Annotated in this window: 22 protein-coding genes; 8 read left to right on the top strand and 14 right to left on the bottom strand. The window is 57.6% G+C overall.

The features are described from left to right. Window positions 1-49 precede the first annotated feature (49 nt). The 7 genes from CFA77_RS10550 to coxB form a co-directional block, all read right to left on the bottom strand. Complete coding sequence (locus tag CFA77_RS10550; RefSeq protein ID WP_206990654.1) at window positions 50-922, bottom strand: cytochrome c oxidase subunit 3; 873 nt, start codon at window positions 920-922, stop codon at window positions 50-52. Between the two features lie 77 nt (window positions 923-999). Then, complete coding sequence (locus tag CFA77_RS10555; RefSeq protein ID WP_206990655.1) at window positions 1,000-1,578, bottom strand: cytochrome c oxidase assembly protein; 579 nt, start codon at window positions 1,576-1,578, stop codon at window positions 1,000-1,002. After that, complete coding sequence (locus tag CFA77_RS10560; RefSeq protein ID WP_206990656.1) at window positions 1,575-1,889, bottom strand: hypothetical protein; 315 nt, start codon at window positions 1,887-1,889, stop codon at window positions 1,575-1,577. The genes CFA77_RS10555 and CFA77_RS10560 overlap by 4 nt, the downstream gene beginning before the upstream one ends. Before the next feature lies 1 nt (window position 1,890). Further along, complete coding sequence (locus tag CFA77_RS10565; protein ID WP_206990657.1) at window positions 1,891-2,853, bottom strand: heme o synthase; 963 nt, start codon at window positions 2,851-2,853, stop codon at window positions 1,891-1,893. Continuing rightward, complete coding sequence (locus CFA77_RS10570; protein WP_206990658.1) at window positions 2,828-3,451, bottom strand: hypothetical protein; 624 nt, start codon at window positions 3,449-3,451, stop codon at window positions 2,828-2,830. The genes CFA77_RS10565 and CFA77_RS10570 overlap by 26 nt, the downstream gene beginning before the upstream one ends. Before the next feature lie 102 nt (window positions 3,452-3,553). Then, window positions 3,554-5,218: a cytochrome c oxidase subunit I gene (gene ctaD, locus CFA77_RS10575; RefSeq protein ID WP_206990659.1), complete on the bottom strand. Its 1,665-nt coding sequence runs from the start codon at window positions 5,216-5,218 to the stop codon at window positions 3,554-3,556. 20 nt (window positions 5,219-5,238) lie between these two features. Continuing rightward, entirely contained in the window at window positions 5,239-6,237 is a 999-nt protein-coding gene (gene coxB, locus CFA77_RS10580) for a cytochrome c oxidase subunit II (protein WP_206990660.1), read from the bottom strand. A 165-nt stretch (window positions 6,238-6,402) separates the two neighbouring features. Here coxB and CFA77_RS10585 point away from each other — a divergent pair, with 165 nt between their 5' ends. From CFA77_RS10585 to CFA77_RS10595, 3 genes are all read left to right on the top strand, one after another. Further along, window positions 6,403-6,957 (top strand): tetratricopeptide repeat protein, encoded by a 555-nt coding sequence (locus CFA77_RS10585; protein ID WP_206990661.1) that lies wholly within the window; start codon window positions 6,403-6,405, stop codon window positions 6,955-6,957. Between the two features lie 63 nt (window positions 6,958-7,020). Further along, the gene (tldD, locus tag CFA77_RS10590) at window positions 7,021-8,424 is read left to right on the top strand and encodes a metalloprotease TldD (protein WP_206990662.1); all 1,404 of its coding nucleotides are present in this window, start codon (window positions 7,021-7,023) and stop codon (window positions 8,422-8,424) included. A 109-nt stretch (window positions 8,425-8,533) separates the two neighbouring features. Further along, window positions 8,534-8,974, top strand: a complete 441-nt coding sequence (locus CFA77_RS10595; protein WP_206990663.1) for a rhodanese-like domain-containing protein — start codon at window positions 8,534-8,536, stop codon at window positions 8,972-8,974. 77 nt (window positions 8,975-9,051) lie between these two features. Here CFA77_RS10595 and CFA77_RS10600 read toward each other — a convergent pair whose 3' ends face one another. Together CFA77_RS10600 and CFA77_RS10605 are read right to left on the bottom strand one after the other, a co-directional pair. Beyond that, a complete protein-coding gene (locus CFA77_RS10600) occupies window positions 9,052-10,758 on the bottom strand; it encodes a peptide MFS transporter (protein ID WP_206993224.1) in 1,707 nt (568 codons plus the stop codon). 206 nt (window positions 10,759-10,964) lie between these two features. Continuing rightward, window positions 10,965-12,344 carry a glutamate--cysteine ligase gene (locus CFA77_RS10605; RefSeq protein ID WP_206990664.1) on the bottom strand — a complete coding sequence of 460 codons (1,380 nt, stop codon included), beginning with the start codon at window positions 12,342-12,344 and terminating at the stop codon, window positions 10,965-10,967. A 108-nt stretch (window positions 12,345-12,452) separates the two neighbouring features. On the opposite strand from CFA77_RS10605, the gene CFA77_RS10610 reads away from it, so the two are divergent. Then, the gene (locus CFA77_RS10610) at window positions 12,453-13,085 is read left to right on the top strand and encodes a hypothetical protein (RefSeq protein WP_206990665.1); all 633 of its coding nucleotides are present in this window, start codon (window positions 12,453-12,455) and stop codon (window positions 13,083-13,085) included. Here the strand turns inward: CFA77_RS10610 and CFA77_RS10615 are convergent. Next, window positions 13,082-13,852, bottom strand: a complete 771-nt coding sequence (locus CFA77_RS10615; RefSeq protein ID WP_206990666.1) for a 16S rRNA (uracil(1498)-N(3))-methyltransferase — start codon at window positions 13,850-13,852, stop codon at window positions 13,082-13,084. The genes CFA77_RS10610 and CFA77_RS10615 overlap by 4 nt on opposite strands. A 47-nt stretch (window positions 13,853-13,899) precedes the next feature. Here CFA77_RS10615 and CFA77_RS10620 point away from each other — a divergent pair, with 47 nt between their 5' ends. From CFA77_RS10620 to CFA77_RS10635, 4 genes are all read left to right on the top strand, one after another. Next, complete coding sequence (locus tag CFA77_RS10620) at window positions 13,900-15,273, top strand: NAD-dependent succinate-semialdehyde dehydrogenase (protein WP_206990667.1); 1,374 nt, start codon at window positions 13,900-13,902, stop codon at window positions 15,271-15,273. 98 nt (window positions 15,274-15,371) lie between these two features. After that, window positions 15,372-16,502: a 4-hydroxybenzoate octaprenyltransferase gene (gene ubiA / locus CFA77_RS10625; RefSeq protein ID WP_206990668.1), complete on the top strand. Its 1,131-nt coding sequence runs from the start codon at window positions 15,372-15,374 to the stop codon at window positions 16,500-16,502. Between the two features lie 78 nt (window positions 16,503-16,580). Next, complete coding sequence (locus tag CFA77_RS10630; RefSeq protein WP_206990669.1) at window positions 16,581-18,047, top strand: aminotransferase class V-fold PLP-dependent enzyme; 1,467 nt, start codon at window positions 16,581-16,583, stop codon at window positions 18,045-18,047. A gap of 43 nt (window positions 18,048-18,090) precedes the next feature. After that, entirely contained in the window at window positions 18,091-18,759 is a 669-nt protein-coding gene (locus CFA77_RS10635) for a DsbA family oxidoreductase (protein ID WP_206990670.1), read from the top strand. A 79-nt stretch (window positions 18,760-18,838) separates the two neighbouring features. Here CFA77_RS10635 and CFA77_RS10640 read toward each other — a convergent pair whose 3' ends face one another. The 4 genes from CFA77_RS10640 to atpA are packed head-to-tail and all read right to left on the bottom strand — an operon-like array spanning window position 18,839 to window position 23,194. Further along, window positions 18,839-19,246: a F0F1 ATP synthase subunit epsilon gene (locus CFA77_RS10640; protein WP_206990671.1), complete on the bottom strand. Its 408-nt coding sequence runs from the start codon at window positions 19,244-19,246 to the stop codon at window positions 18,839-18,841. Window positions 19,247-19,266: 20 nt separating this feature from the next. Then, window positions 19,267-20,691, bottom strand: coding sequence for a F0F1 ATP synthase subunit beta (gene atpD / locus CFA77_RS10645; RefSeq protein WP_206990672.1), 1,425 nt, complete (start codon window positions 20,689-20,691; stop codon window positions 19,267-19,269). A gap of 47 nt (window positions 20,692-20,738) precedes the next feature. Then, entirely contained in the window at window positions 20,739-21,617 is an 879-nt protein-coding gene (locus CFA77_RS10650; RefSeq protein ID WP_206990673.1) for a F0F1 ATP synthase subunit gamma, read from the bottom strand. 41 nt (window positions 21,618-21,658) lie between these two features. Next, window positions 21,659-23,194 carry a F0F1 ATP synthase subunit alpha gene (atpA, locus tag CFA77_RS10655; protein ID WP_206993225.1) on the bottom strand — a complete coding sequence of 512 codons (1,536 nt, stop codon included), beginning with the start codon at window positions 23,192-23,194 and terminating at the stop codon, window positions 21,659-21,661. Between the last annotated feature and the right edge of the window lie 5 nt (window positions 23,195-23,199).

Consider the following 23,199-nt stretch of genomic DNA (forward strand, 5'->3'; position numbering starts at 1 on the left):
GCTGTGCGCCGGCGGGCCTGTTGATTACGCTACGATGGCCGGTGCCAGTCTATCCGCCATAAACAAGGAATGGCACGACATAGACGAAGGCGAACAGGAACAGCCAGACCACGTCAACGAAGTGCCAGTACCAAGCCGCAAATTCGAAGCCGAGATGCTTCTCTGCGCTCATGCCGCCCATCAACAGACGGATCAAGCAGATTGCGAGGAAGATCGTACCGATCACGACGTGCGCGCCGTGGAAACCGGTCGCCATGAAGAAGGCGGAGCCATAAAGCGTGCCGTCAAAGGTGAAAGCCGCGTGGCTGTACTCGTAAGCCTGCAGCATTGTGAACACCATGCCGAGCAGCACGGTGAAGACGAGGCCAAGCTTGGCACCGGCGCGATCATTGTGCTGCAGCGCGTGGTGCGCCCAAGTGACTGTGGTGCCCGAAAGAAGCAGGATCAGCGTGTTGATCAGCGGCAGATGGAACGGGTCAAAGGTCTCGACGCCAACTGGCGGCCAGTCTGCAAAACGCGACAGGCCGTCTGCGTATAGCGCGTTGGCCGAATCCCATGTCTCACCGACGCGCGCACTTTCATAGATGGCGAACTCGAAGAAACTCCAGAACCAGCCGACAAAAAACATCACTTCAGACGCGATGAACAGGATCATGCCGTAACGCAGGCCAATCTGTACGACGGGCGTGTGATCGCCAATACCGCCTTCCTTGATGACTTCGCGCCACCAGCCGAACATTACCCATATGACCATCGCCAAGCCTACGGCCAGCAGCCACCAGGTTCCGGCTTCGAGGCCAAACAGGCCTTTCATATAGGTAACACCACCGAGTGCGGTAACGATTACCGCCAATGACCCCAGCAATGGCCAGGGAGACGGATTGACCAGATGGAAATCGTGTTTGACTTCGTCGTGAGCCATGGCCCTTTTGACCCCTCTAAAAAATCACATGAATCAGAGCGCTCTTTAGACCGCTCCGGCCTGTATGTGCAACTACATCAGCCGGCATTGGCTGAATTCGCCGCACCCTTCTGGGCGGCTTTTTTCTCGCCCGAATAGCTGGAACTGTCAAAAAACGTGTAGCTGAGCGTGATCGTCTCCAGGGATTTAGCTACCCGGTCCTCAAGCATGTCAGCAGAGACGAAATAGACGATCGGCAGTTTCTTTGTTTCGCCAGGTGCAACCACCCGTTCCTCAAAGCAGAAACACTCAAGCTTGTTAAAGTAGAGACCCGCATAGTGCGGCGTCACATTATAGCTCGCAATGACCCGGATTTCCTGATCAGTCGGGTTGGAAACCTCGTAAAAAGCGAGGCCATGTTGGCCGAGCTTCAAAGTCTGAGTTGTCTGGAGCGGATGGAAGGTCAGCGGCGTATCGGCGACATTGGCGTCAAAACGCACCATCACTTCCTGTTCGACCATCCTATCCGGTGCGGCCGTGGCAATACGTGTGGTGCCGCCAAATCCCGTCACTTTGCAAAACGTGTCGTAGAGTGGGTCCGCTGCGAAACCAAGCCCGAGCATGCCCGTGAAAACGCCCAGTGAAACAAGTGCAACCTTTGTGTTCGACAGCTTCATGGCTCGCCCTCTTCCGGCTGCGTTTCGTCGATCGGCGTCAGATTTGGGGGTGGTGCCGCCTGATCCGGCGTCATGCCCTCGGGCAGGTCATTGATGCGCTCACCCTTGTCATCGACAGAATAATAGAAACCACTCTGGCTCAAATCAGATGACGACAAGCGGATAAACGTGACAACGCCCACGAGAATCACAAAGCCTGCAAGCGCCAGTCCCAACCAGAGATTCCTGCTTTTGCGCGCCCGCAATTCCGCCTCTTGCGGCGTGTAGGCGTCGGTGAATTCACCGGCATATTTCTCTTTTTCGTCAGACAAATCAGGCCCCTCCTACAGGGAAGTGCAAACCTGCGGCATGCTCAACAATCAGCGCCGCAAAGACGAGGAACAGGTACAGGATGGAAAAGAAGAACATGCCGCGTGCGAGTTTCATGTCGGCAGCGCTAGCTCCAGCGTCGCCCGCCTTCGAGCGCCAAACACGGACTGCATAAGCCAGGAAGACGAGCCCCAGAGCCAACGTAACCAAGCCATAAATCCACCCGCCAAGACCGGACGCAACCGGAAGTAATGCGAGCGGCACGAGCAAGATCGTATAAAGCAGTATCTGGTTTCGCGTGGCTTTTGCCCCGTGCGTGACAGGCAACATGGGCACCCCCGCCTTCTCGTACTCACCATGTGCCAACAGGCTGAGCGCCCAGAAGTGCGGCGGCGTCCAGAAGAAGATAATCGCGAACAGTATCCACGCATCGACCGGTGTGTTGCCCGTGACCGCTGCCCATCCGATAACAGGCGGAAACGCGCCTGCACCACCACCAATGACGATGTTCTGAGGCGTCGAGCGCTTCAGCCACATTGTGTAGATGACGCCATAATAGAATATCGAGAATGCCAGGAGCGCAGCCGCCAACCAGTTGGAGGCCAGCCACATGAGCAGCACCGATACGCCGCTCATGATAAGACCCATTGCAAGGGCCTCTTCCTTCGGCACAGCGCCCGACGGAATCGGCCGTGTCGATGTGCGCGTCATGATCTGGTCGATATCAGCATCATACCACATATTGATGGCGCCAGCTGCGCCCGACCCGAGCGCGATGGCCAGTGTCGCAATCGCGGCCATGACAGGGTTTATCAAAACGCCGGTAACGCCGACTGCAGCGACGAGACCGGCAATTGCGGTGAACACAACCAGCATCATGATGCGCGGCTTCAGCAGCTGCACATAATCGCCTGCGGTGGCGTAGCGCTTGGGCGCCATGTCAGAAGTGGCGGACGGCTCGGTCATGCGTCTCCGGGGGCTCCTTGCCCGTCTTGGTGCGGCGGTAAATAGCTTCTCCCATGCATATGGCAAAGGCCAGCACTGAGATCAGCGTGACAAAATACCCGATCATCTGCAGTGTCTGATACCGGACAAACACGTCGCCATACTCCACATAGCGTTGCGGCATGCCCGCCTCCAGCGACAAGCCCGGCCAGATCAGCAGCGCCACACTGGCCGACCAGGCAACCCAGTGGATCCCGCCCAGCACCCGGTTGTACCTCACGCCAACGATCGCCCTGAACCAGCGATACAGCGCCCAGAAGGCCAGCGTGATGACCAGCAACGCGGCGAGAAAACGATTGCGCGCGGCATTGTAATAGGTGTCTTGATACAGGGCTGCGGAATCCATCACCTGGCCCAGGCCGGCGATCATCAGGGCGCCTGCCACCGACAGCACCAGGAAAAGCACCGAGACAGGGTCGCGCACAAATCTCCGGCGCGCCACCAGGAACAGGCTCGCCAGAAGCAGGCCGGCCAGAACCATCATCACTTCCGGCTGTCCCGCAATCCAGATGGCATGCTGGGCCCAGAGCGGCAGGGCCACCTCGGATGCTTCATTCATGATCGCCTCCGCTGATCACCGCGCCGGGTCCTGACAGAGCCTCTACGAAAATGACCCCGCGACACGTCGCAGGGCCATCATTCAGGTCAGGCAGGGGCCAGTCTAGTGGCCGCCCTTGTTGGTGACATGCGGCAGCTCATTGAATTGGTGGAACGGTGGCGGCGAAGGCAACGTCCATTCCAGCGTCGTAGCGCCCTCGCCCCATGGATTGGCTTCACCCTTGCGGCGGCGGATCATGGCTTCGACGAGGCCGACGAAGAAGATCAGCGTCGCAACCAGCGTGATCGCGTAACCGATCGACGACCACATGTGCCAGGTGGCAAAGCCGTCAGCATAGTCGATGTAACGGCGCGGCATGCCCTGAAGGCCGAGGAAATGCTGCGGGAAGAACAGGACGTTCGATCCGATGAACATCAGCCAGAAGTGCAGGCCGCCGATCATGCCATTGTACTTGATGCCGAACATTTTCTCGAACCAATAGTACCAACCTGCGAACAGGCCGAACACGGCGCCGAGCGACAGCACGTAGTGGAAGTGCGCGACGACATAATAGGTGTCGTGCAGGGCATGGTCGATACCAGCGTTTGCGAGCACGACACCAGTAACACCCCCCACAGTGAAGAGGAAGATAAAGCCAATCGCCCAGAGCATCGGGACCGTGAAGTCGATGGACCCGCCCCACATGGTCGCGATCCAAGAGAAGATCTTGATACCCGTCGGAACGGCGATCACCATCGTGGCCGCAACGAAGTAGGCTTTCAGATCCACATCCATACCGACTGTGTACATGTGGTGCGCCCACACGACGAAGCCGATCACCCCGATGGAGACCATGGCATAGGCCATACCAAGATAACCGAAGATCGGTTTCTTGGAGAAGGTCGACACGATGTGGCTGACGATGCCGAAGGCCGGCAGGATCATGATGTAGACTTCAGGGTGACCAAAGAACCAGAACAGATGCTGGAACATGATCGGGTCACCACCACCCGCAGGCGCGAAGAATTGCGACCCGAAGTTACGGTCGGTCAGCAGCATGGTCAGCGCGGCAGCAAGCACCGGCAGCGACAGCAGCAGCAGGACGGCCGTGATGAGCACGCCCCAAGCGAACAGCGGCATCTTGTGCATGGTCATTCCAGGCGCGCGCATGTTCAGAATGGTCACGATGAAGTTGATGGCGCCGAGGATCGACGCGATACCCGCCGTATGCAGCGACAGGATGAGCACATCCATTGCCGGGCCGGGATGGCCTGTGGTGGACGACAGCGGCGGATAAAGCACCCAGCCCCCTCCGAACCCGTCGCCGGGTCCGCCTGGAACCGTCATCGAGATACAGGCAAGCACAAAAGCTGCAACTGTAAGCCAGAACGAGATGTTGTTCATGCGTGGGAAGGCCATGTCTGGCGCGCCGATCATCAACGGAACGAACCAGTTTCCAAAGCCACCAATGAGCGCCGGCATCACCATGAAGAAGATCATGATCAGACCATGATAGGTAATCACCGTATTGTAGAAATGCTTGGCATTCTGAATGGCCACGTCGCCTTCACCGGCAACGAATTGTGTCATCACCCCGATACCCGGCTCAGCAAGTTCCCAACGAATCAGGCCAGACAGCGTGTACCCTACAACCCCCGCGATCAGCGCGAAGATCAGGTACAGCGTACCGATGTCCTTGTGATTGGTCGAAAACAGCCAGCGCGTAAAGAAGCCGGGCTTGTGATCGTGTGAGTCGTGATGGTCGATGGCCACTTCATCCATAGGCATGGCGTGTCACTCTTCCCTAATTACTGTTTGGCGGCGAACTGGGTCGCCTGCTCAGTGGATGCAAAAACGTCGACGGTCGCATAGGCGGCTTCATAGTCACCCGCGAGCATAAACTCGGCCCAGCTGTCGAATTGCGCCTGGCTGACCACGCGCACTTCAATGGGCATGAAGGCATGGTTCACGCCGCAAAGCTCAGAGCACTGGCCGTAGTAGATGCCCGGCTCCTCGACGAGGAACCAGCCCTCGTTCAGGCGACCCGGAACGGCGTCCGTCTTCACACCGAAGGCTGGAACGGTCCAGGAGTGGATCACGTCAGCCGCGGCCGTGTAATAACGCACAAAACGATCTTCCGGGATAACCATCGGGTAATCGACGGCGAGATTTTTGGGCTTGGACGCGAAATCGGTACGGCCTGTTGCCGCGGCATAGTTGTCGCCATCTGTCGAAACACCAACATGAACCGGGTTGGAAACGAATTCCAGCGGGTAACCCGAATCATCAATCAGGTCCGGATAAGTGTAGGTCCAGTTCCACTGGTTGCCCTGCGCCTTGACGTTCACGAAGCCTTTTTCAGCTGCTTCCGGGAAATAGTCCTTGGCGAAGCGCTCATGCTGAGCCGTCTTGCCGTCAGCAATCATCGCATCCGACTTATCGGTAATTTGCTGAAGGTTGGGAACCACGTCCTGATAATACAGGTTCGGGAAAGACTGGCTCGCGATTGCAACGAGGATGAGCGCCGGAACAACCGTCCAGATGATTTCAATCAGCGTGTTATGGCTGAACTTCTTCGGCACCGGATTGGCCTTGCGATTGTGACGCAAGATGATCCACATCAGCAGGCCAAGCACCAGCAGAGTGATCAAGACGATGATGATCAGAACGAAGTGGTGGAAGGTGTGAATGCGCTCTGCAATGCGCGTTGCGGCAGGCTGGAAACCCAGCGCACCGTCTTGAGGAACGAATGCCAGCGCCGGACCGGCCATGACGGCAGCGCACAAGGCGGCAATAAGGTGTCGCACGAAGTTATCCTCGTCTCATTGGAATCTGTGTCCCTCTATCTACAATACGTGATAGCCGCAACCTACCACTTTACGCGCTCAATATTGTCGCAGGTTGTCGGCGATGCCTTCGATCTGTGGTATGTTCTCCCTACGACCGGCACGTGAAATGAAAGGTCAAAAACAATGAAAAACTCAATTCTTACCGCCTTCCTTCTGCTCGGACTGGGCGTCGGACCCGCCAACGCGCAGGTATTGGTACTCGGGGGAGGAATTGCCGAGGACTGCTATGAAGCCGCGAAGTTTGGATCCGTATCTCCACGAGAAGGCGCTGAAATCTGCACCCGGGCGATCCAGCATGAAGCGATGAAGCTAAGCAATCGCGCCGCCACATACACGAATCGCGGCGTGCTCTACATGCGCGCCGGGCTCTACGAGAAAGCGCTTTCCGACTATGAGAAGTCCAAGCGCATCAGCCCTGACACTGGCGAAACCTACCTTAATGAGGGCGCAGCCTATATATTCATCGAAGCGTATGACAAGGCGCTCCAATCCCTGGACCAGGCCATCGTATATGGTTCAAACGATTTGCACGCCGCCTACTACAATCGCGCGCTGGCAAAGGAAAAACTGGATGATGTGGAAGGCGCCTATTACGACTTTCGCAGAGCGTTGGAATTGAAGCCTGATTGGGAGTTGGCCGAATGGCAGCTGTCACGCTTCGAGGTCAGCACGAACTGATCAGGAACGGGTTTCTGCGCCTTTGCCCTTGCGACGCGCCGGGGTGTCACGCATCTATTCAAGATGACACAGACATCCCTGCCCTTCGACCTGACCAAGGCTTCTGAAATCCTGTCCGACGCCGCAAAAGGCGCCGACGATGGTGACCTTTTTGTTGAGCGCTCCCGATCAGAAAGCTTCGTATTTGATGACGGGCGGCTGAAGTCCGCCGCGTTTGATACCGATCAGGGCTTCGGTCTTCGAGTCGTCGCCGGTGAGACGACCGGCTCCGGCTATGCTTCCGAATTGTCGCTGGACGCGATTCGCCGCGCGGGCGAAACAGCCTCGCAAGCCAAGCGCGGCTATTCAGGCCATCTCGCGACTGGACCGACTCCAACAAATCGTCGGCTCTACGACCCGATTGATCCAACCTCTGCGCCAGACTTCTCCTTGAAAACCGGCCTGCTGGCTGAAATCGATGCTTGGGCACGCGCCTATGACCCGCGCGTGGTTCAGGTCTCAGTCTCGCTCGCGGGCAGTCACAAGGAAATCGACATTGTTCGCCCGGACGGTGCAGTCTTCTCGGAAGTCCGGCCGCTCGTTCGTTTGAACGTCTCGGTGACACTGGAAGAAAACGGACGCCGCGAATCGGCTGGCGCCGGTGCCGGTGGCCGTGCTGCTTATGAAGATTGGATCCAACCGGATCGCTGGAAGGCGATGGTCCAGCGCGCCGTGAAGAAGGCGTCTGTGAATCTCCAATCCATCCCCACGCCTGCCGGACAGATGGAAGTCGTGCTTGGGCCAGGCTGGCCGGCCGTTCTATTGCATGAAGCGGTAGGTCATGGCCTTGAGGGTGACTTCAATCGCAAAGGCACAAGCGTTTACTCCGGTCGCATTGGTGAGCAGGTCGCTGCCAAGGGTGTCACCATTATTGATGATGGCAGCATCGAACGCCGCCGGGGCTCACTCTCCTTTGATGATGAGGGTACGCCGACCCAGAAGACCGTTTTGATCGAAGACGGCATTTTGAAAGGCTATATGCAGGACCGGATGAATGCGCGCCTTATGGGTCAGGCCCCGACCGGCAATGGCCGCCGCGAAAGCTATGAATCCGCCACCATGCCGCGCATGACCAACACCGTGATGCTGGGCGGCGACAAGGACCCGGACGAAATCGTCGGCTCCATCAAACGCGGCCTGTGGGCCGTGGATTTCGGCGGCGGCCAGGTTGATATCACGTCCGGAAATTTCGTGTTCCAGTGCACCGAAGCCTATCTCGTCGAGAACGGAAAAGTCATTGCACCGGTCAAGAATGCGACCCTGATCGGCCACGGCCCGACTGTACTTCAGGATGTCACCATGATCGGCAACGACTTCGCCATGGATGATGGCGTGGGGGTCTGCGGCAAGGCCGGGCAGTCCGTACCTGTGGGTGTGGGCCAGCCAACGCTCAAAGTAGGTGCCCTGACTGTAGGCGGCGCTGGCTAAATTTGCCGTCATCTTGGGTAATCGGACTTGCGATGAACCGCGCCCTTTGACACTTTGCCGCCATAATTGAGTCTTGGCTCAATGCGGTGAAGTTAGAGTTGAGTTTCCTATGGCCCGTCCGGTTTCATTTATCCTGTCCGTAGCGTCAGCAGTTTTCGCGCTTGCCCTGCCCGCCTCCGCCGATGTGCAAACCCTATCCGCAGACGCTGCCCACACCCTCGTCCAGCGCGGAGAACTTATTCTTCTGGACGTGCGCACTCCGTCCGAATGGGCGATGACCGGCATGCCGCGCGACAGCGTGGGCGCCAATGTGAAAGACGTGGATTTTCTGGCTCAGGCGCGCGGTGCGGTTCTGGGAGATCTCGACTACCCTGTCGCCGTCATCTGCCGGGCGGGCAACCGCTCCACTCTGGCGGCAGCACAACTGGAAGCGGCTGGATTTGCAGACATCTACGAGATTGTCGAAGGCATGGCCGGGTTGGAAGGGATTGGTGAGGGCTGGATCAAGCGTGGCTTGCCGACGGACCAGTTCCTGCCGCCGGATCGCTGATCCGCAAAACAGGACCACGAAAGAAAAGGGCGGCTCCCCACGGAAGCCGCCCTTTTGTTTTGCTCACAGAATAATGACTAGAACATCTCGTCAGAAACCATGGAAGATTCTGCTGGCAACTCGCTACCCTTCATCCAGCTTTTGATGATCGGCGAGATGAGCAGCATGAAGACGCCAATTCCCATCGCGACATAGCCGACATTCGCATAGACACTGACATAGGTGGCCTTCGCCGCCGCAACGTCCGTGATCTGGCCACCGATAGTCTCGGCGCCGGTTGTGCGGGCAATCACGCCCGCGAGATAATTCGACAGTCCGGAATAGAGGAACCATGCCCCCATCGTCATGCCGACCACACGCGCCGGTGCCAGCTTTGTTACCGCCGACAGGCCAACCGGCGACACCATCAATTCGCCCATCGTGTGGACCCAATAGATCAGGAAGATGAATCCAACAGCGGTCATCCCGGCGCCGGACATGCCGATGCCCCCAACCAGGGAAAGGAAACCAAGGCCTGCTAGGAACACACCAATCGCGAATTTCACCGGCGTCGACGGCTCCATTTTCCGCTTGGACAGGGCAATCCACATCCAGGCAAAGATCGGGGCGAAGATGACGATGTAGCCCGCGTTCAGGAACTGGAAGACCGGCGTCGGCACGTTGATCCCAAGCATTTCCTTGTCGACCAGACGGTCCGTAAACAGGGTCAGCGATGAGCCAGCCTGCTCGAACAGGGCCCAGAATGGAATCTGCGCCAGCACGAAGTAGATCGCCGCAAACATGCGTTTCCGCTCGGTCCCCTGAAGCTGCACGAAGGAATACCCCACGAGACCAACGAAGATGGCAATACCAAGTGAGCCGACAAACCAGTCGGGAATCACTTCAGCATTCATGACGAGCAGCATGGCCACACCGATCACGAGGGCGCCGGCAAGATAGCAGGCCATCTCGACATTGATCGGGCCGAGGAAGGATTGCTTCAACGCTTCCGGGTTCGGCGGCTCAGCTTTTCCATCCAAGTATTTCTGGCCCCAAAGAAAAACGAGCAGACCCGCCAGCATACCGATACCAGCAAGTCCGAAGCCGTATTTCCAGCCCCAGAGGATGCCAATGATGCCGCAGCTCAGAGATGAGAGCAGCGAGCCGAGATTGATGCCCATATAGAAGAGGCTGAATCCGGAATCCCGCCGCGGATCGTCAAACTCATAGATCGCGCCCACAATCGTGGAGATGTTGGCCTTCAAATAGCCAACGCCTGCAATGATGAAAGCCAGCGAGAGAAACAGGATGTTTGTATAGAGTTCCTGCTGCTCGATCCGTGTCGTGTAGGCGTCTTTTGCGATCTGCTGATAGACGGCCGCAGTCGGCTCTTTGGCATCATCAGCGCTTTCCAGGATCTGCAGATCCCCACTGCCCTGCTCGAAAACGATCCGGCGGGTTTCTCCATCCATGTCGACAAACAGCTGGCGTTGGTCACCGCGGCCCTCATGCTGGATCTCGATCTCGATCTCGGAGCCACCCGTGACCACATATTCCTTTGAGCCACTGCCCTCGAACGCCATGCCGAAATGACCGAGGCAGAGCAGGATCGCTCCAAAGGTCACCGCCTTGCGCTGGCCGAGGTATCGGTCGGCCAGTGTCCCGCCGATAATCGTCATGACATAAACGAGCGCCGTATAGGCCCCGTACATGATCGACGACTTCTCATCCGAGAAGAGGAAATGCTGGGTCAGGTACAAGACCAGCAGGCCGCGCATCCCGTAATAGGAAAAACGCTCCCACATCTCGGTAAAGAACAAAATGGCCAACCCCTTAGGATGGCCGAAAAATGAGGTATCGCGGGGTTTGCCCGCTGCACCATTCGCAGTGATGTCTGTCACGCGTTCAACTCCCCGGAAATTCTTACGAACCGGTAGTTTGACCACGCAAACGCCTAGCTCTCAAGGCAGCTTGTGCCAATTGAGAAGCCCGGATGAGGGAATTTATTCCCTTAATAGGCCTGATCGACGAAAATGCGGCTCAGATCGCCCTGCCACTCGCCATGATATTTTTCGAGAAGGCGCTCGGCGGGCGTGAGTCCTGTCCGCGCGATCTCATCAAGTTCACTGAGATAGCCCGTTTCATCATCGCCCGACACAGAAAGATTTGCGCGACGTTTCAGACCGGCCCGGGAAATGTCCAGCACGCCAAGCGCGAGGTCCTGCATGGTGCGGCCACCCGGCACAGGCGTACGCAGGCCTAGCGTACGTACTCCCTGCCGCATCGATTCGCGTTCCGCATCTGACCAAGACTTCACCAGGTCCCAGCAGGCATCCAGACTTTCTGAGCAATACAGCAATCCGGTCCAGAAGGCGGAAAATGCACATAGATGACTCCATGGACCTCCATCAGAACCGCGCATCTCCAGAAATTGCTTGAGACGGACTTCAGGGAAGATCGTCGAGAGATGGTCCGCGAAATCGTCCATCGCCGGCTTCTCGCCGGGCAGAATGGGCAGTTTCCCATCCATGAAGTCGCGGAAAGAGAGACCGCTTGCGTCTAGGTATTTGCCGCCGCGCCGGACGAAATACATCGGCACGTCCAACGCATAATCCACGTAACGTTCGAATCCGAACCCGTCCTCGAACACGAAGGGCAGCATGCCCGTACGGTCGGGATCTGTGTCAGTCCAGATTTGCGACCGGTAGGACAGGAAGCCGTTCGGGCGACCTTCCATGAAGGGCGAGTTCGCAAACAGCGCCGTGCCGAGCGGCTGTAGCGCCAGCGAGACGCGGAACTTCTTCACCATGTCCGCTTCGGAGGCAAAGTCGAGATTGGCCTGAACCGTACATGTGCGAAACATCATCTGCCGTCCCAGACGGCCGACCTTGTCCATATAGTCCATCATGATGCGGTAGCGGCCTTTGGGCATCACCGGCGTTTCGGCGAGACTCCAGACCGGGCTCGCACCGAGGCCCATGAAAGCAACGCCCAGCGGATCGGCAATGTCTCGGACTTCGCGCAAATGCGAGCCCACTTCATTACAGGTCTGGTGCATGGTTTCGAGTGGCGCACCCGACAGCTCGAACTGACCGCCCGGCTCCAAAGATACGCTTGCGCCATCCTTCTTCAGACCAATCAGCTTGCCGCCTTCGACGATTGGCTGCCAATCAAACCGGTCGCGCAGGCCTTCCAGAATTGCCAGAACGGAGGCCTCACCTTCGTAGGGAAGCGGGCGCAAACCATCGCGCAGAAAGCCGAATTTCTCATGTTCAGTCCCAATGCGCCAATCTGCTTTCGGCTTGTTGCCAGCCTCGAAATACTCGACCAGCTCGGATTTCCCCGAGATACGCTGGGAGTTTTCGTCGATATCCGACGTCGGCGTGGTCACAATGGAGGCCTCCCCTCAAACTCTTGCTGTGAGTGCACATAGGGATGTTTCGCTCGAGCGCCAACCGGGTTATTCTCACAAGTTCGTTTATTCCCGCAGGTGAGACTGATGACGCGATTTACCACAGAAGAACGCGATGACCTCAAAGTCTGGGCACGCATCCATGTGCGTGGTGGCTATGAACCCGTCGAGGAAATCGAGGAAATCCTTCTGGATCTGACCGAGGAGTTCGAGTCGCCTATTTCAGAGCGTGACCGGCAATCCGAGATTCGGTCCGCGCTGATTCAGGAAATCGAGGCCGTGCAGTCAGAGCAGACCAAGTGGCCGGTGCTGACAGACTTCGACCGTCTGGAACTCGCCTTCGACATGCTGGATGACAAGGATATTGTCGCCCGACAGAATTTCACGTGCTGCGGCACATGCGGAGCTGCGGAGATCAATCTCGAAATTGAGGAGTTCGAAGCCTATGGCCGTCGGGCACGCGGCTACGTCTTCTTTCACCAGCAGGACACGGAAAGCGCGGTCGAATCCGGCAATCTCTATCTCAGCTACGGAGCCTCAAATAATACGGCGGACGCGGTGTTCCTCCAGATTGGCCAGGAAATCTTCGATACGCTGAAGGCCGTTGGGCTGAACGCTCACTGGGACGGCAAGCTGGAACATCGCATCGGGATTACGCTTGAGTGGCAACGTCGATGGGAAAGTGCCGTACCGAAGCCCATGAAGCGGTGGCCCTTCTAGGTCCAGTCACCACACACCGCTTGCCAAAGGGTGAGCGCCGAGACGACCGCCGTTTCCGCCCTTAAAATTCTGGGGCCAAGGCTAATAGGATAAGTATCCGCACGCGCACGCAGGAATTGGCGTTCATCCTGGCTGAATCCACCTTCAGGGCCGATAAGGATCGCTGCACTGCGATCTTTCAGGGAGTCCAGCACCGAAAGAGCGGCGCCTGCCCGTCCGAACTCCCCGCCCCAAGGCTTGGACTCGTCCTCACCAGCTTCATCACAGAAGATTAGCGCCGTGTCGTCGTCCAGTTGAGCAAGCGCTTCTTCCAGAACCACGAGGTCAGAAATTTCCGGCAGATCAAGCCGTTCAGTTTGTTCCGCAGCCTCGAGGGCAATCTTGTTGAAGCGATCCAGCCGGACAGTTCGAGTTTGCGTGAACTGCGTGATCACAGGATGAATGGAGCGGGCACCAAGTTCGGTTGCTTTCTCGACGATGAAGTCAGTTTCCGCCTTTTTCACTGGCGCAAACAACAATGCGAGATGGGGTGTGTCTGCGCTCATCTGTTCGCGCGTTTGCTCGACCGGGATTATAATGGCCGTCTTGCCCTCAGGGGCCCCGAGTTCGCACAACCACTCTCCGTTGAGGCCATTGAATGTACGAAGCCGGTCACCCGGAGATAAACGCATGACCCGCATCAGATATTTTGACGCGTCCTCTTCCAACCGGAGTGGTACAGAAGGCTCGAGAAGGGCCGACACAAAAAGTCGCGGTATTGAACTCATATGTACGACATACCTTCTATCAGCAGGAAACTCAGCACGAGGTGATCATGGCGGACCAGACTATCAAATCCGTAAATCCGGCGAATGACACAGTCATCGAGGAATTTACACCCCACACTCCAGCACAAGTAGCAACCGCCATAAGAGACGCGGACGAGTGCTTTGCTGACTGGCGCAAGACGAGCTTCGAATATCGCGCCGGGCTGATGCTGAAGGCGGCCGACGTGTTGGAAGCCAATGCTGACCGTTACGCCGCTGACATGACCGCCGAAATGGGCAAACCTCTCGGTCAGGCCAGAGCCGAGGTGAACAAGTGCGCCTGGGTGTGCCGTCACTATGCAGAACGGGCCGCCACCTACCTTGCCGACGAACCGATCGAGAGCAGCGGCACAAAAGCCTATGTCCGCCACCTTCCGCTCGGTGTGATCCTCGCAGTCATGCCTTGGAATTTTCCCTTCTGGCAGGTGTTTCGCTTCGCTGCTCCGATCCTGATGGCGGGCAACACGGGCCTGCTGAAACATGCATCCAACGTGTTCCGCTCTGCCCTCAACATCGAAGAAGTCTTCGTGGAAGCAGGCTTTCCGCGAGGCGCGTTCCAGACGCTCCTGATCGGTTCAAAACACGTCGAAAGTGTTATCAAGGATGATCGCGTAAAAGGCGTTTCACTCACAGGCTCCGGCTCTGCAGGTGGAGCGGTTGCAGCAACTGCGGGCAAGGCCATCAAGCCCTCCCTTCTCGAACTTGGTGGATCCGACGCATTTATCGTCATGCCCTCCGCTGACCTCGAAAAAGCACTCGACACAGCCGTCAAAGCCCGGACCCAGAACAATGGTCAGTCCTGCATCGCCGCAAAGCGTTTTTTCGTCCACGCCGACGTTTATGACGCGTTCAAGAGCGGCTTTGAGGCTCGCTTCAAAAACCTCAAAGTCGGCGACCCAACCGAGGACGGGACCCATATTGGACCTCTTGCTACCGCGTCCATTCGCGATGAGCTCGTCGAACAGGTCGAAAAGTCGGTCAAGGCTGGGGCCACCGTTTTCCATGCGGGCAACACCCTGCCCGATACCGGAAACTGGTTTGATCCATGCATAGTGATCGGCGCTCCAGAGGGCAGCCCGTCAGCCGACGAGGAAATGTTCGGACCAGTCGCCAATCTCTGGAAAGTGAATGACCTGGACGAGGCCATCGGCCGCGCAAACCACAGTATTTTCGGACTCGGATCAGTCATTTTCACGCAAGATAAAGTCGAAATGGATCAGGCCGTCAGCGAATTGGAGGCTGGTGCCACGTTCGTCAACGCGATGGTCTCATCTGATCCTCGGATGCCGTTCGGGGGGATCAAACAGTCCGGCTATGGGCGAGAACTGGCCGCTGACGGCGTCAAGGCCTTCGTAAACCGCAAGACCGTGTTCATCGCCTGAACCAGACTGCGTTAGCGCCAGAGGGATTTTCTGGCACTATTCGCCTCGTGCTTGTCTGTGGCTGTTTGAAACACAGAATTTCGGTATAAGCCGCTGCGATGGACGACACACGCACGATTCCAGCCGATAGTGCCCTGCCCGGATGGCTGTCTGGCCTGCCGCTTGGCTGGCAACCCTATGCCATGCTGGCCCGGTGGGACCGGCCGGTGGGCATCTGGTTGCTCTATCTGCCATGCTTGATTGGTCTGGCATTCCAGCGATTGATTACGGGCGTTTATGTTTTTGATCTCGTCTGGGCGATCCTGTTCCTGCTCGGCGCGGTAGCCATGCGTGGAGCAGGCTGCACATGGAACGACATAACGGATCGGAACTTTGACGCCAGCGTGAGCCGCACAGCACTACGACCACTTCCATCCGGCGCGGTCACGCTAAAACAAGCCTACTATTTTCTCGGAGCCCAACTTCTGATCGGATTTACTGTCTGGCTCCTGTTGCCATTGGACGCAAAATTCGTCGCGCTACTATCGATACCGCTGGTCGTCGCATACCCCTATATGAAGCGCGTGACCTGGTGGCCTCAAGCCTGGTTGGGCCTGACGTTCAATTGGGGGGTCCTGGTTGGCGCGGCCGTTGCATCCCATGTCAGCTTTCCCGTCATCGTGCTGTATGCTGGCCTGATACTGTGGACGATCGCTTATGATACCATCTACGCGCTTCAGGATCGTGAAGACGACGCCCTGATTGGTGTCCGGTCCACCGCGCGCCTCTTCGGCAAGCGGGCTGTACTGATCAGCTTCTGCTTCCACCTCGGCGCAGCGGCGCTTATCGCCCTCGCAGCTGCCATGAATGAGGCCGGTCGAATAGGCGCGCTGACCGCGTTGTTATTCCTCGCTCACGGCGTCTGGCAGTCAGTGCGACTGAAGTCGAGCCGTGAGCAAGCCGCGCTTGCCGTGTTCAAATCCAATGTCTGGGCGGGCGCCCTTGTTGCATTTGGCTTCGCCCTGTCCGCCATGGCACCGGAGCCGACACAGAGTTCGCTATTTGCTGACCATGAGCTTGTTCCAGACGGTCCTCCTTCCACGATGAGCCTGCCCTTCGGGTTCGAGATGAAACATGCACGCCCGTCTCCTTCAGAATCTGGTGAGACTTGGTTTGCGAGTGCAGCCCTCAGAGCCCTAAAGCGCGAAGGCGTGATTGGACCGGACGAAGACGCGCCCTCAGCACCTTGACCCCTTCAAGGTGCGACGCATGCGCTCGCCCCTGTCCGACCCCGTTGTCTCCGCAGCAAAAAGGCGAGATCGAAGAGTATGACCTCTTATGACCAAACGCCGCCGCCATTTTCCGAAGACAGCCTGGATCCATCTGACTGGAATGCCTTTCGCAAGCGGTTGCATGCCATGGTCGACACTGCCGTCGATAAGATGGAGCATACGCGCGAAGGCAGAGTCTGGACGCCGCCTCCCGAGGATATGAAAGACGCTTTCAGTCTTTCGGAAACCGGCGTGCCGCCGGAAAGTGTAGACTCTATTATGCGGGAGTTGCTGCCATATGGTGTCGGAAACACGCATCCGCGCTTCTTCGGCTGGGTGCATGGGGCAGGCACACCGTCCAATCTGGTTGCAGATATTATCACAGCGGCGATCAACGCGAATACTGGCGGTCGCAATCATGGTGCGATTGAGGTGGAGCGCCAACTGATAGAGTGGTGCAAGCGTCTCTTCTCTTTTCCGCAGGATGCGAGCGGCCTGATCGTTTCAGGCACATCAATGGCGACCATCATTGCACTGAAGGCCGCACGTGATGCCCATCTCGACTTTCACAGTCGCGCCGAAGGCATGGGGACACACAGACTGGTCGGCTACACATCCAGTGAAGCCCATGCCTGCATTGCGCGGGCATTCGACTTGCTCGGCCTAGGCACCGCTGCATTGCGCAAGATTCCGGTTACGCCAGCACATCAAATCGATGTCTCGGCGTTGCAGGAGGCGATAACAGCAGATCGCGCAGCAGGATTCGAGCCCTTTCTGGTCGCAGGCACGTGCGGCTCGGTGAATGCAGGTACCGTCGACGACCTCGCCGCGCTGGCGGAAATGTCGGAAGCAGAAGACCTGTGGTTTCATGTTGATGGCGCATTCGGTGCACTCGGCATGTTGAGCGACCGGTTGCGTCCGCGTCTGAACGGGCTGGAGCGTGCGGACTCAATTGCTTTCGATTTTCATAAATGGCTTCACGTGAATTACGATGCAGGTTGCATCCTGATCCGCTCGAGCCAGACGCACCTGAAAACTTTCTCAGACCGTCCGGATTATCTCAAATCAGCAGACCGCGGGCTGGCCGCGGGTGGTACTTGGCCGGTTGAACTCGGGCCAGAATTATCGCGCGGGTTTCGGGCGCTTAAAGTCTGGGCGCAGATTGCCGAGCATGGTGAAGCCAAGCTTGGCAGGCTGATCACTCAGAACTGCGACCAAGCCGCTTATCTGGGCGAACTGGTTCGGACCACACCTGAACTGGAGTTGCTGCTTCCTGTCTCAATGCAGATTTGTTGCTTTCGATATCTGCGCGAAGCCCTGTCCGATACAGAATTGGACGAGCTGAACGCGGAGATTGTCGTCCAGCTGCAACTGCAAGGTATAGCCGCACCTTCGACCACGAAGATAAATGGGCGCGTGGCGATCCGCGTGAACATCACAAACCACCGGACCCGGCGCTCTGACCTGGACCTGCTTGTTCGCGAAATCCTGCGAATTGCGCGGGAAGTTCTGAGTTCTGACTGACACGTTATTTGCGTCTGGGCAGATGCATACCTAGATTGGTCGCATGACACTTGTAATCGAAATGGTATCGGACCTGGTTTGCCCCTGGTGTTGGCTTGGCAAGCGCAGGATGGACGACGCAATCAAACTGGTCCCGGAACTGGACGTGGAACTGATCTTCCGTCCTTTTGAACTGGACCCGACAATTCCTGTCGAAGGCGTCGACTACAAGGCGCATATGAAGGAGAAGTTCGGCTCTGATTCCGGAAGGGATCGCGCCAACACCATGCGTGACGCCCTGATCCAATACGGACAGGAAGAAGGCATCCCTTACCAGTTCGACCGGATCACGCGCCGCCCGAACAGTTTCAATGCGCACCGCCTTGTGCGCTGGGCACAGGGTCAGCAGAAGGGTGCAGAAGCCAAGGAAGCGCTTTTCAAGGCATACTTCTCCGATGGACGTGACATTGGAGAGACCGAGGTACTGGTCGACATTGCGCGTGAGATCAATCTCGACCCATCCATTGTCGCTGAATTGATGCCCACCGATGCCGACGTCGAGAATGTCCGCAACGAAGAAGCCCTGTTCCAGCAAATGGGCATAAGCGGTGTGCCGACATACATCGCGCATCGACGTATCGCCGTTCAGGGGGCCGAGACAGCAGAAAAGTTGGCGAAGTTTCTCCAACACGCAGCAACGCAGTTACCGGAAGAACGCCCAGCCCAGGGCTGATCAGACGATCTACCACTCCCAAAACGCAGAACGCCGCCCCGAAAGGGCGGCGTTCCTGTTTGCCTAAATGTCGGTTCGGTTAGTGAACCATCGCCGCCTTGAGGCTTTCGAGATAATCGTAGTGCTCTTGCAATGCGAGCTTGGCGCTGTCGCCCTTATCCAGCGACTGGATTTTCAGAAGCGTCTCGTCGAGCTCCTTCTGGACATCCTCGACTTTCAGCTTGTCCAGCATGCGGGCTTCTTCCGCCAGAATGGTCAGGCCTTCGGCCGTCACATCGGCAAAACCACCACGCACAAAGATGCGCATCTTGACAGTGTCGCCTTCCAGAACACGAACAACACCATTCTTGAGCGTGGTCATGAACGGAGCATGATTTGCAAGCACGCCGAACTCACCTTCCGAGCCGGGGGCAATCACGTGATCCACCTCGCCGGAGAAAAGTTCTCTGGCGGGAGATACGAGTGAGAAGTGGAGTTTGTTGGCCATTCGTCCCTGTCCGTTATCGCTTAGGCGTCAGCCAGCATCTTTTCAGCTTTGGCTTTCGCCTCATCGATATTGCCGACCATGTAGAAGGCCTGCTCTGGCAGGTGGTCATACTCGCCCGCGATCAGGCCTTTGAATGCCGTGATCGTGTCTTCGAGTTTCACCTGCACGCCCGGCGAACCGGTGAAGATTTCAGCCACATCGAACGGCTGCGACAGGAAGCGCTCAACCTTACGGGCGCGAGCCACGGCCAGTTTGTCGTCTTCCGACAGTTCGTCCATGCCGAGGATGGCGATGATGTCCTGCAGTTCCTTGTAGCGCTGTAGGATTTCCTGCACGCCGCGCGCCACGTTGTAGTGGTCTTCGCCGACGACCATCGGATCGAGGATACGGCTGGTGGAGTCCAGTGGGTCCACAGCGGGGTAGATGCCCTTTTCAGAGATCGCGCGGTTCAGAACCGTGGTCGCATCAAGGTGGGCAAACGATGTGGCAGGCGCAGGGTCGGTAAGGTCATCGGCCGGCACGTACACGGCCTGGACCGAGGTGATAGACCCCTTGTTCGTCGAGGTAATGCGTTCCTGCAGCATACCCATGTCGGTTGCCAGCGTGGGCTGGTAGCCCACAGCGGACGGGATACGGCCCAGAAGTGCGGACACCTCAGCACCGGCCTGGGTGAAGCGGAAGATGTTGTCGACGAAGAACAGAACGTCCTTGCCTTCTTCATCGCGGAAGTATTCAGCTTGGCAGAGTCCCGTGAGGGCGATACGGGCACGCGCGCCCGGAGGCTCGTTCATCTGACCGTAGACCAGTGCGATCCGGCTTTCGCCTTCCAAGTTGATAACCTTGGATTCGATCATCTCGTGGTAAAGGTCGTTTCCTTCGCGGGTCCGTTCACCGACACCGGCGAACACCGAGTAGCCACCGAACAGTTTCGCGATGTTATTGATCAGTTCCATGATCAGAACCGTCTTGCCCACACCGGCACCGCCGAACAGGCCAATCTTGCCGCCCTTCACGTATGGGCAGAGCAGGTCGATGACCTTGATACCGGTGACGAGCACTTCGGATTCGGTCGATTGGTCGACGAATTCAGGCGCTTCTGCGTGGATCGAGCGGCGCATGTCTGTATCTACCGCGCCGCGTTCGTCGATCGGCTCACCGATCACGTTCATGATGCGGCCGAGTGTGGCCGGGCCGACGGGAACCATGATTGGAGCGCCGGTATCGGCAACTGCCTGACCGCGCACGAGCCCCTCAGAGGCGTCCATGGCGATGGTGCGGACCGTGTTCTGGCCGAGGTGCTGGGCAACCTCAAGCATCAGGCGGTTGCCATTATTGTCGGTTTCGAGCGCGTTGAGGATGGCGGGCAGTTCGCCGTCGAATTCGACGTCGACAACAGCACCGATAACCTGGGACACGCGGCCTTTAGCGTTTGCGGGAGTGCTCATGCGGGTCGTCTCCTTTGGAGCGGGTATATGGATACAGTCTTGGCCATTTAGAGTGCCTCAGCTCCGGAGATGATCTCAATCAACTCCTTCGTGATCTGGGCTTGGCGGGCGCGGTTATATTCCATCGACAGCGAGTCGATCATCTCGCCGGCATTGTTGGTAGCATTGTCCATCGCCGTCATGCGGCTGGCTTGTTCGCCGGCAGCGCTTTCCAGTATCGCAGACAGGATCTGCGTGTTGATGTAGCGCGGCAACAGTGTCTCGAGAATGGCTTCTTCGGATGGCTCATAGATATAGAGTGCATTGCCGAGATTGACCGTTTCCGTATCCTCTGGCGCAGACGCCGGGATCAATTGTTGAGCCGTCGGAAGCTGGCTGAGCACGTTTACGAATTGGGAATAGACCAACGTGGCGACGTCGAACTCACCTGCTTCGAATTCATGGGTCAGCAACTTTCCGAGGCTAATGGCGGATTCCGAGAAGTCCCCGCCCTTAACGCCGGACAAATCAATATGGTTGACGATGAGGTCGCCATATTCGCGGGACAGCTGTTCGCGGCCCTTCTTGCCAACCGTGAGAATTTTCACGGTTTTACCCTCGGCGCGCAGCTCACCAATTTTTTGCTTGGCAAGTTTTACAACATAGGTGTTGAAGCCGCCGGCAAGGCCACGTTCCGCCGTCAGAACGACGATCAGGTGAGTCTTGTCCTCACCGGTTCCGGTCAGGAGTTTTGGTCCGCCCGCGCCAGCCGAAGCTGAGAGGTTGGCCAGAACCGAGGCCATGCGTTCGGCATAGGGCCGCGCAGCTGTCGCGGCGTCTTGCGCCCGCTTCAGCTTCGCTGCCGCGACCATCTGCATGGCCTTCGTGATCTTCCGCGTGGATTTCACGCTGCTGATCCGGTTCTTGAGGTCCTTCAAGCTGGGCATGTCAGGCCTTCTGGTTCTTCGTTCTCAATCTGCGGGCGATATCAGGCGAATTTCGCCGTGAAGTCGTCGAGCGTCTTTTTGATGCCGGCTTCGATGTCGTCCGTGAGGGCTTTCTCCTCACGAATTTTCGACAAGAGATCCGTCTTGGCACCGCGAATGTGAGCAAGCAGCTCTTTCTCGTACCGGGTGACGTCTTTCAGCTCGACCTTGTCGAGATAGCCGCGTGTACCGGCATAGATCACGAAGACCTGTTCTTCCATCAGCAACGGCGAGTATTGTGGCTGCTTCAGGAGCTCGGTCAGACGCGCACCACGGTTCAGCAGGCGCTGAGTTGCGGCGTCGAGGTCAGAGCCGAATTTCGCAAAGGCAGCCATTTCGCGATACTGAGCGAGTTCACCCTTCATTGAACCGGCGACCTTCTTCATCGCCTTGGTCTGAGCAGCCGACCCCACACGGGACACCGACAGGCCGACGTTCACGGCTGGGCGGATACCTTGGTAGAACAGGTCCGTTTCAAGGAAGATCTGGCCATCGGTGATCGAGATCACGTTCGTCGGGATGTAGGCCGACACGTCGTTGGCCTGGGTTTCAATGATTGGCAGGGCCGTCAGGGAGCCGTTGCCAGCCGCATCGCCCATTTTGGCGGCGCGCTCAAGCAGGCGGCTGTGAAGGTAGAACACGTCGCCCGGATAAGCTTCGCGACCTGGAGGACGACGCAACAGCAGGGACATCTGGCGATACGCCACAGCCTGCTTGGACAGGTCATCATAAATGATCAGGGCATGCATGCCGTTGTCGCGGAACCACTCACCCATGGCGCAGCCGGTGAAGGGTGCAAGGTACTGGAGCGGAGCCGGCTCGGAAGCCGTTGCGGAGACGACGATCGTGTAGTCGAGGGCGCCGCGCTCTTCGAGTGTCTTGACGACCTGGGCCACGGTAGAACGCTTCTGACCGATAGCGACATACACACAGAACAGCTTTTCGCTTTCGCTCTTGGCGGCGTCATTGGTCGGCTTCTGGTTCAGGATGGTGTCGATACACACGGCGGTCTTGCCGGTCTGGCGATCACCAATGACGAGTTCGCGCTGACCGCGGCCAACCGGGATCATGGCGTCAATAGCCTTGATACCCGTCATCATGGGCTCGTGAACGGATTTGCGCGGGATGATGCCCGGGGCCTTTACGTCAACACGTGCGCGCTCAGCAACGTCGGTCAGCGGGCCCTTGCCGTCGATCGGCTCACCCAGCGGGTTCACGACGCGACCGAGCAGGCCTTTGCCTACCGGCGCGGCCACGATCTCGTCGAGACGTTTGACGGTGTCGCCTTCCTTGATCGAGCGGTCGTCGCCGAAAATCACGACGCCGACATTGTCGCTTTCAAGGTTCAGCGCCATGCCTTTGATGCCGCCGTCGAATTCAACCATTTCGCCAGCCTGTACGCTGTCGAGACCGTAGATGCGGGCGATACCGTCGCCAACTGACAGAACCTGACCGACATCGGAAACTTCAGCTTCAACGCCGAAGTTTTCGATCTGCGATTTCAGGATGCCCGAAATTTCTGCTGGTGAGATGTCCATCGAGC

Origin of the sequence: Hyphomonas sp. KY3, assembly GCF_017309975.1 — a bacterium.
Taxonomy (GTDB): domain Bacteria; phylum Pseudomonadota; class Alphaproteobacteria; order Caulobacterales; family Hyphomonadaceae; genus Hyphomonas.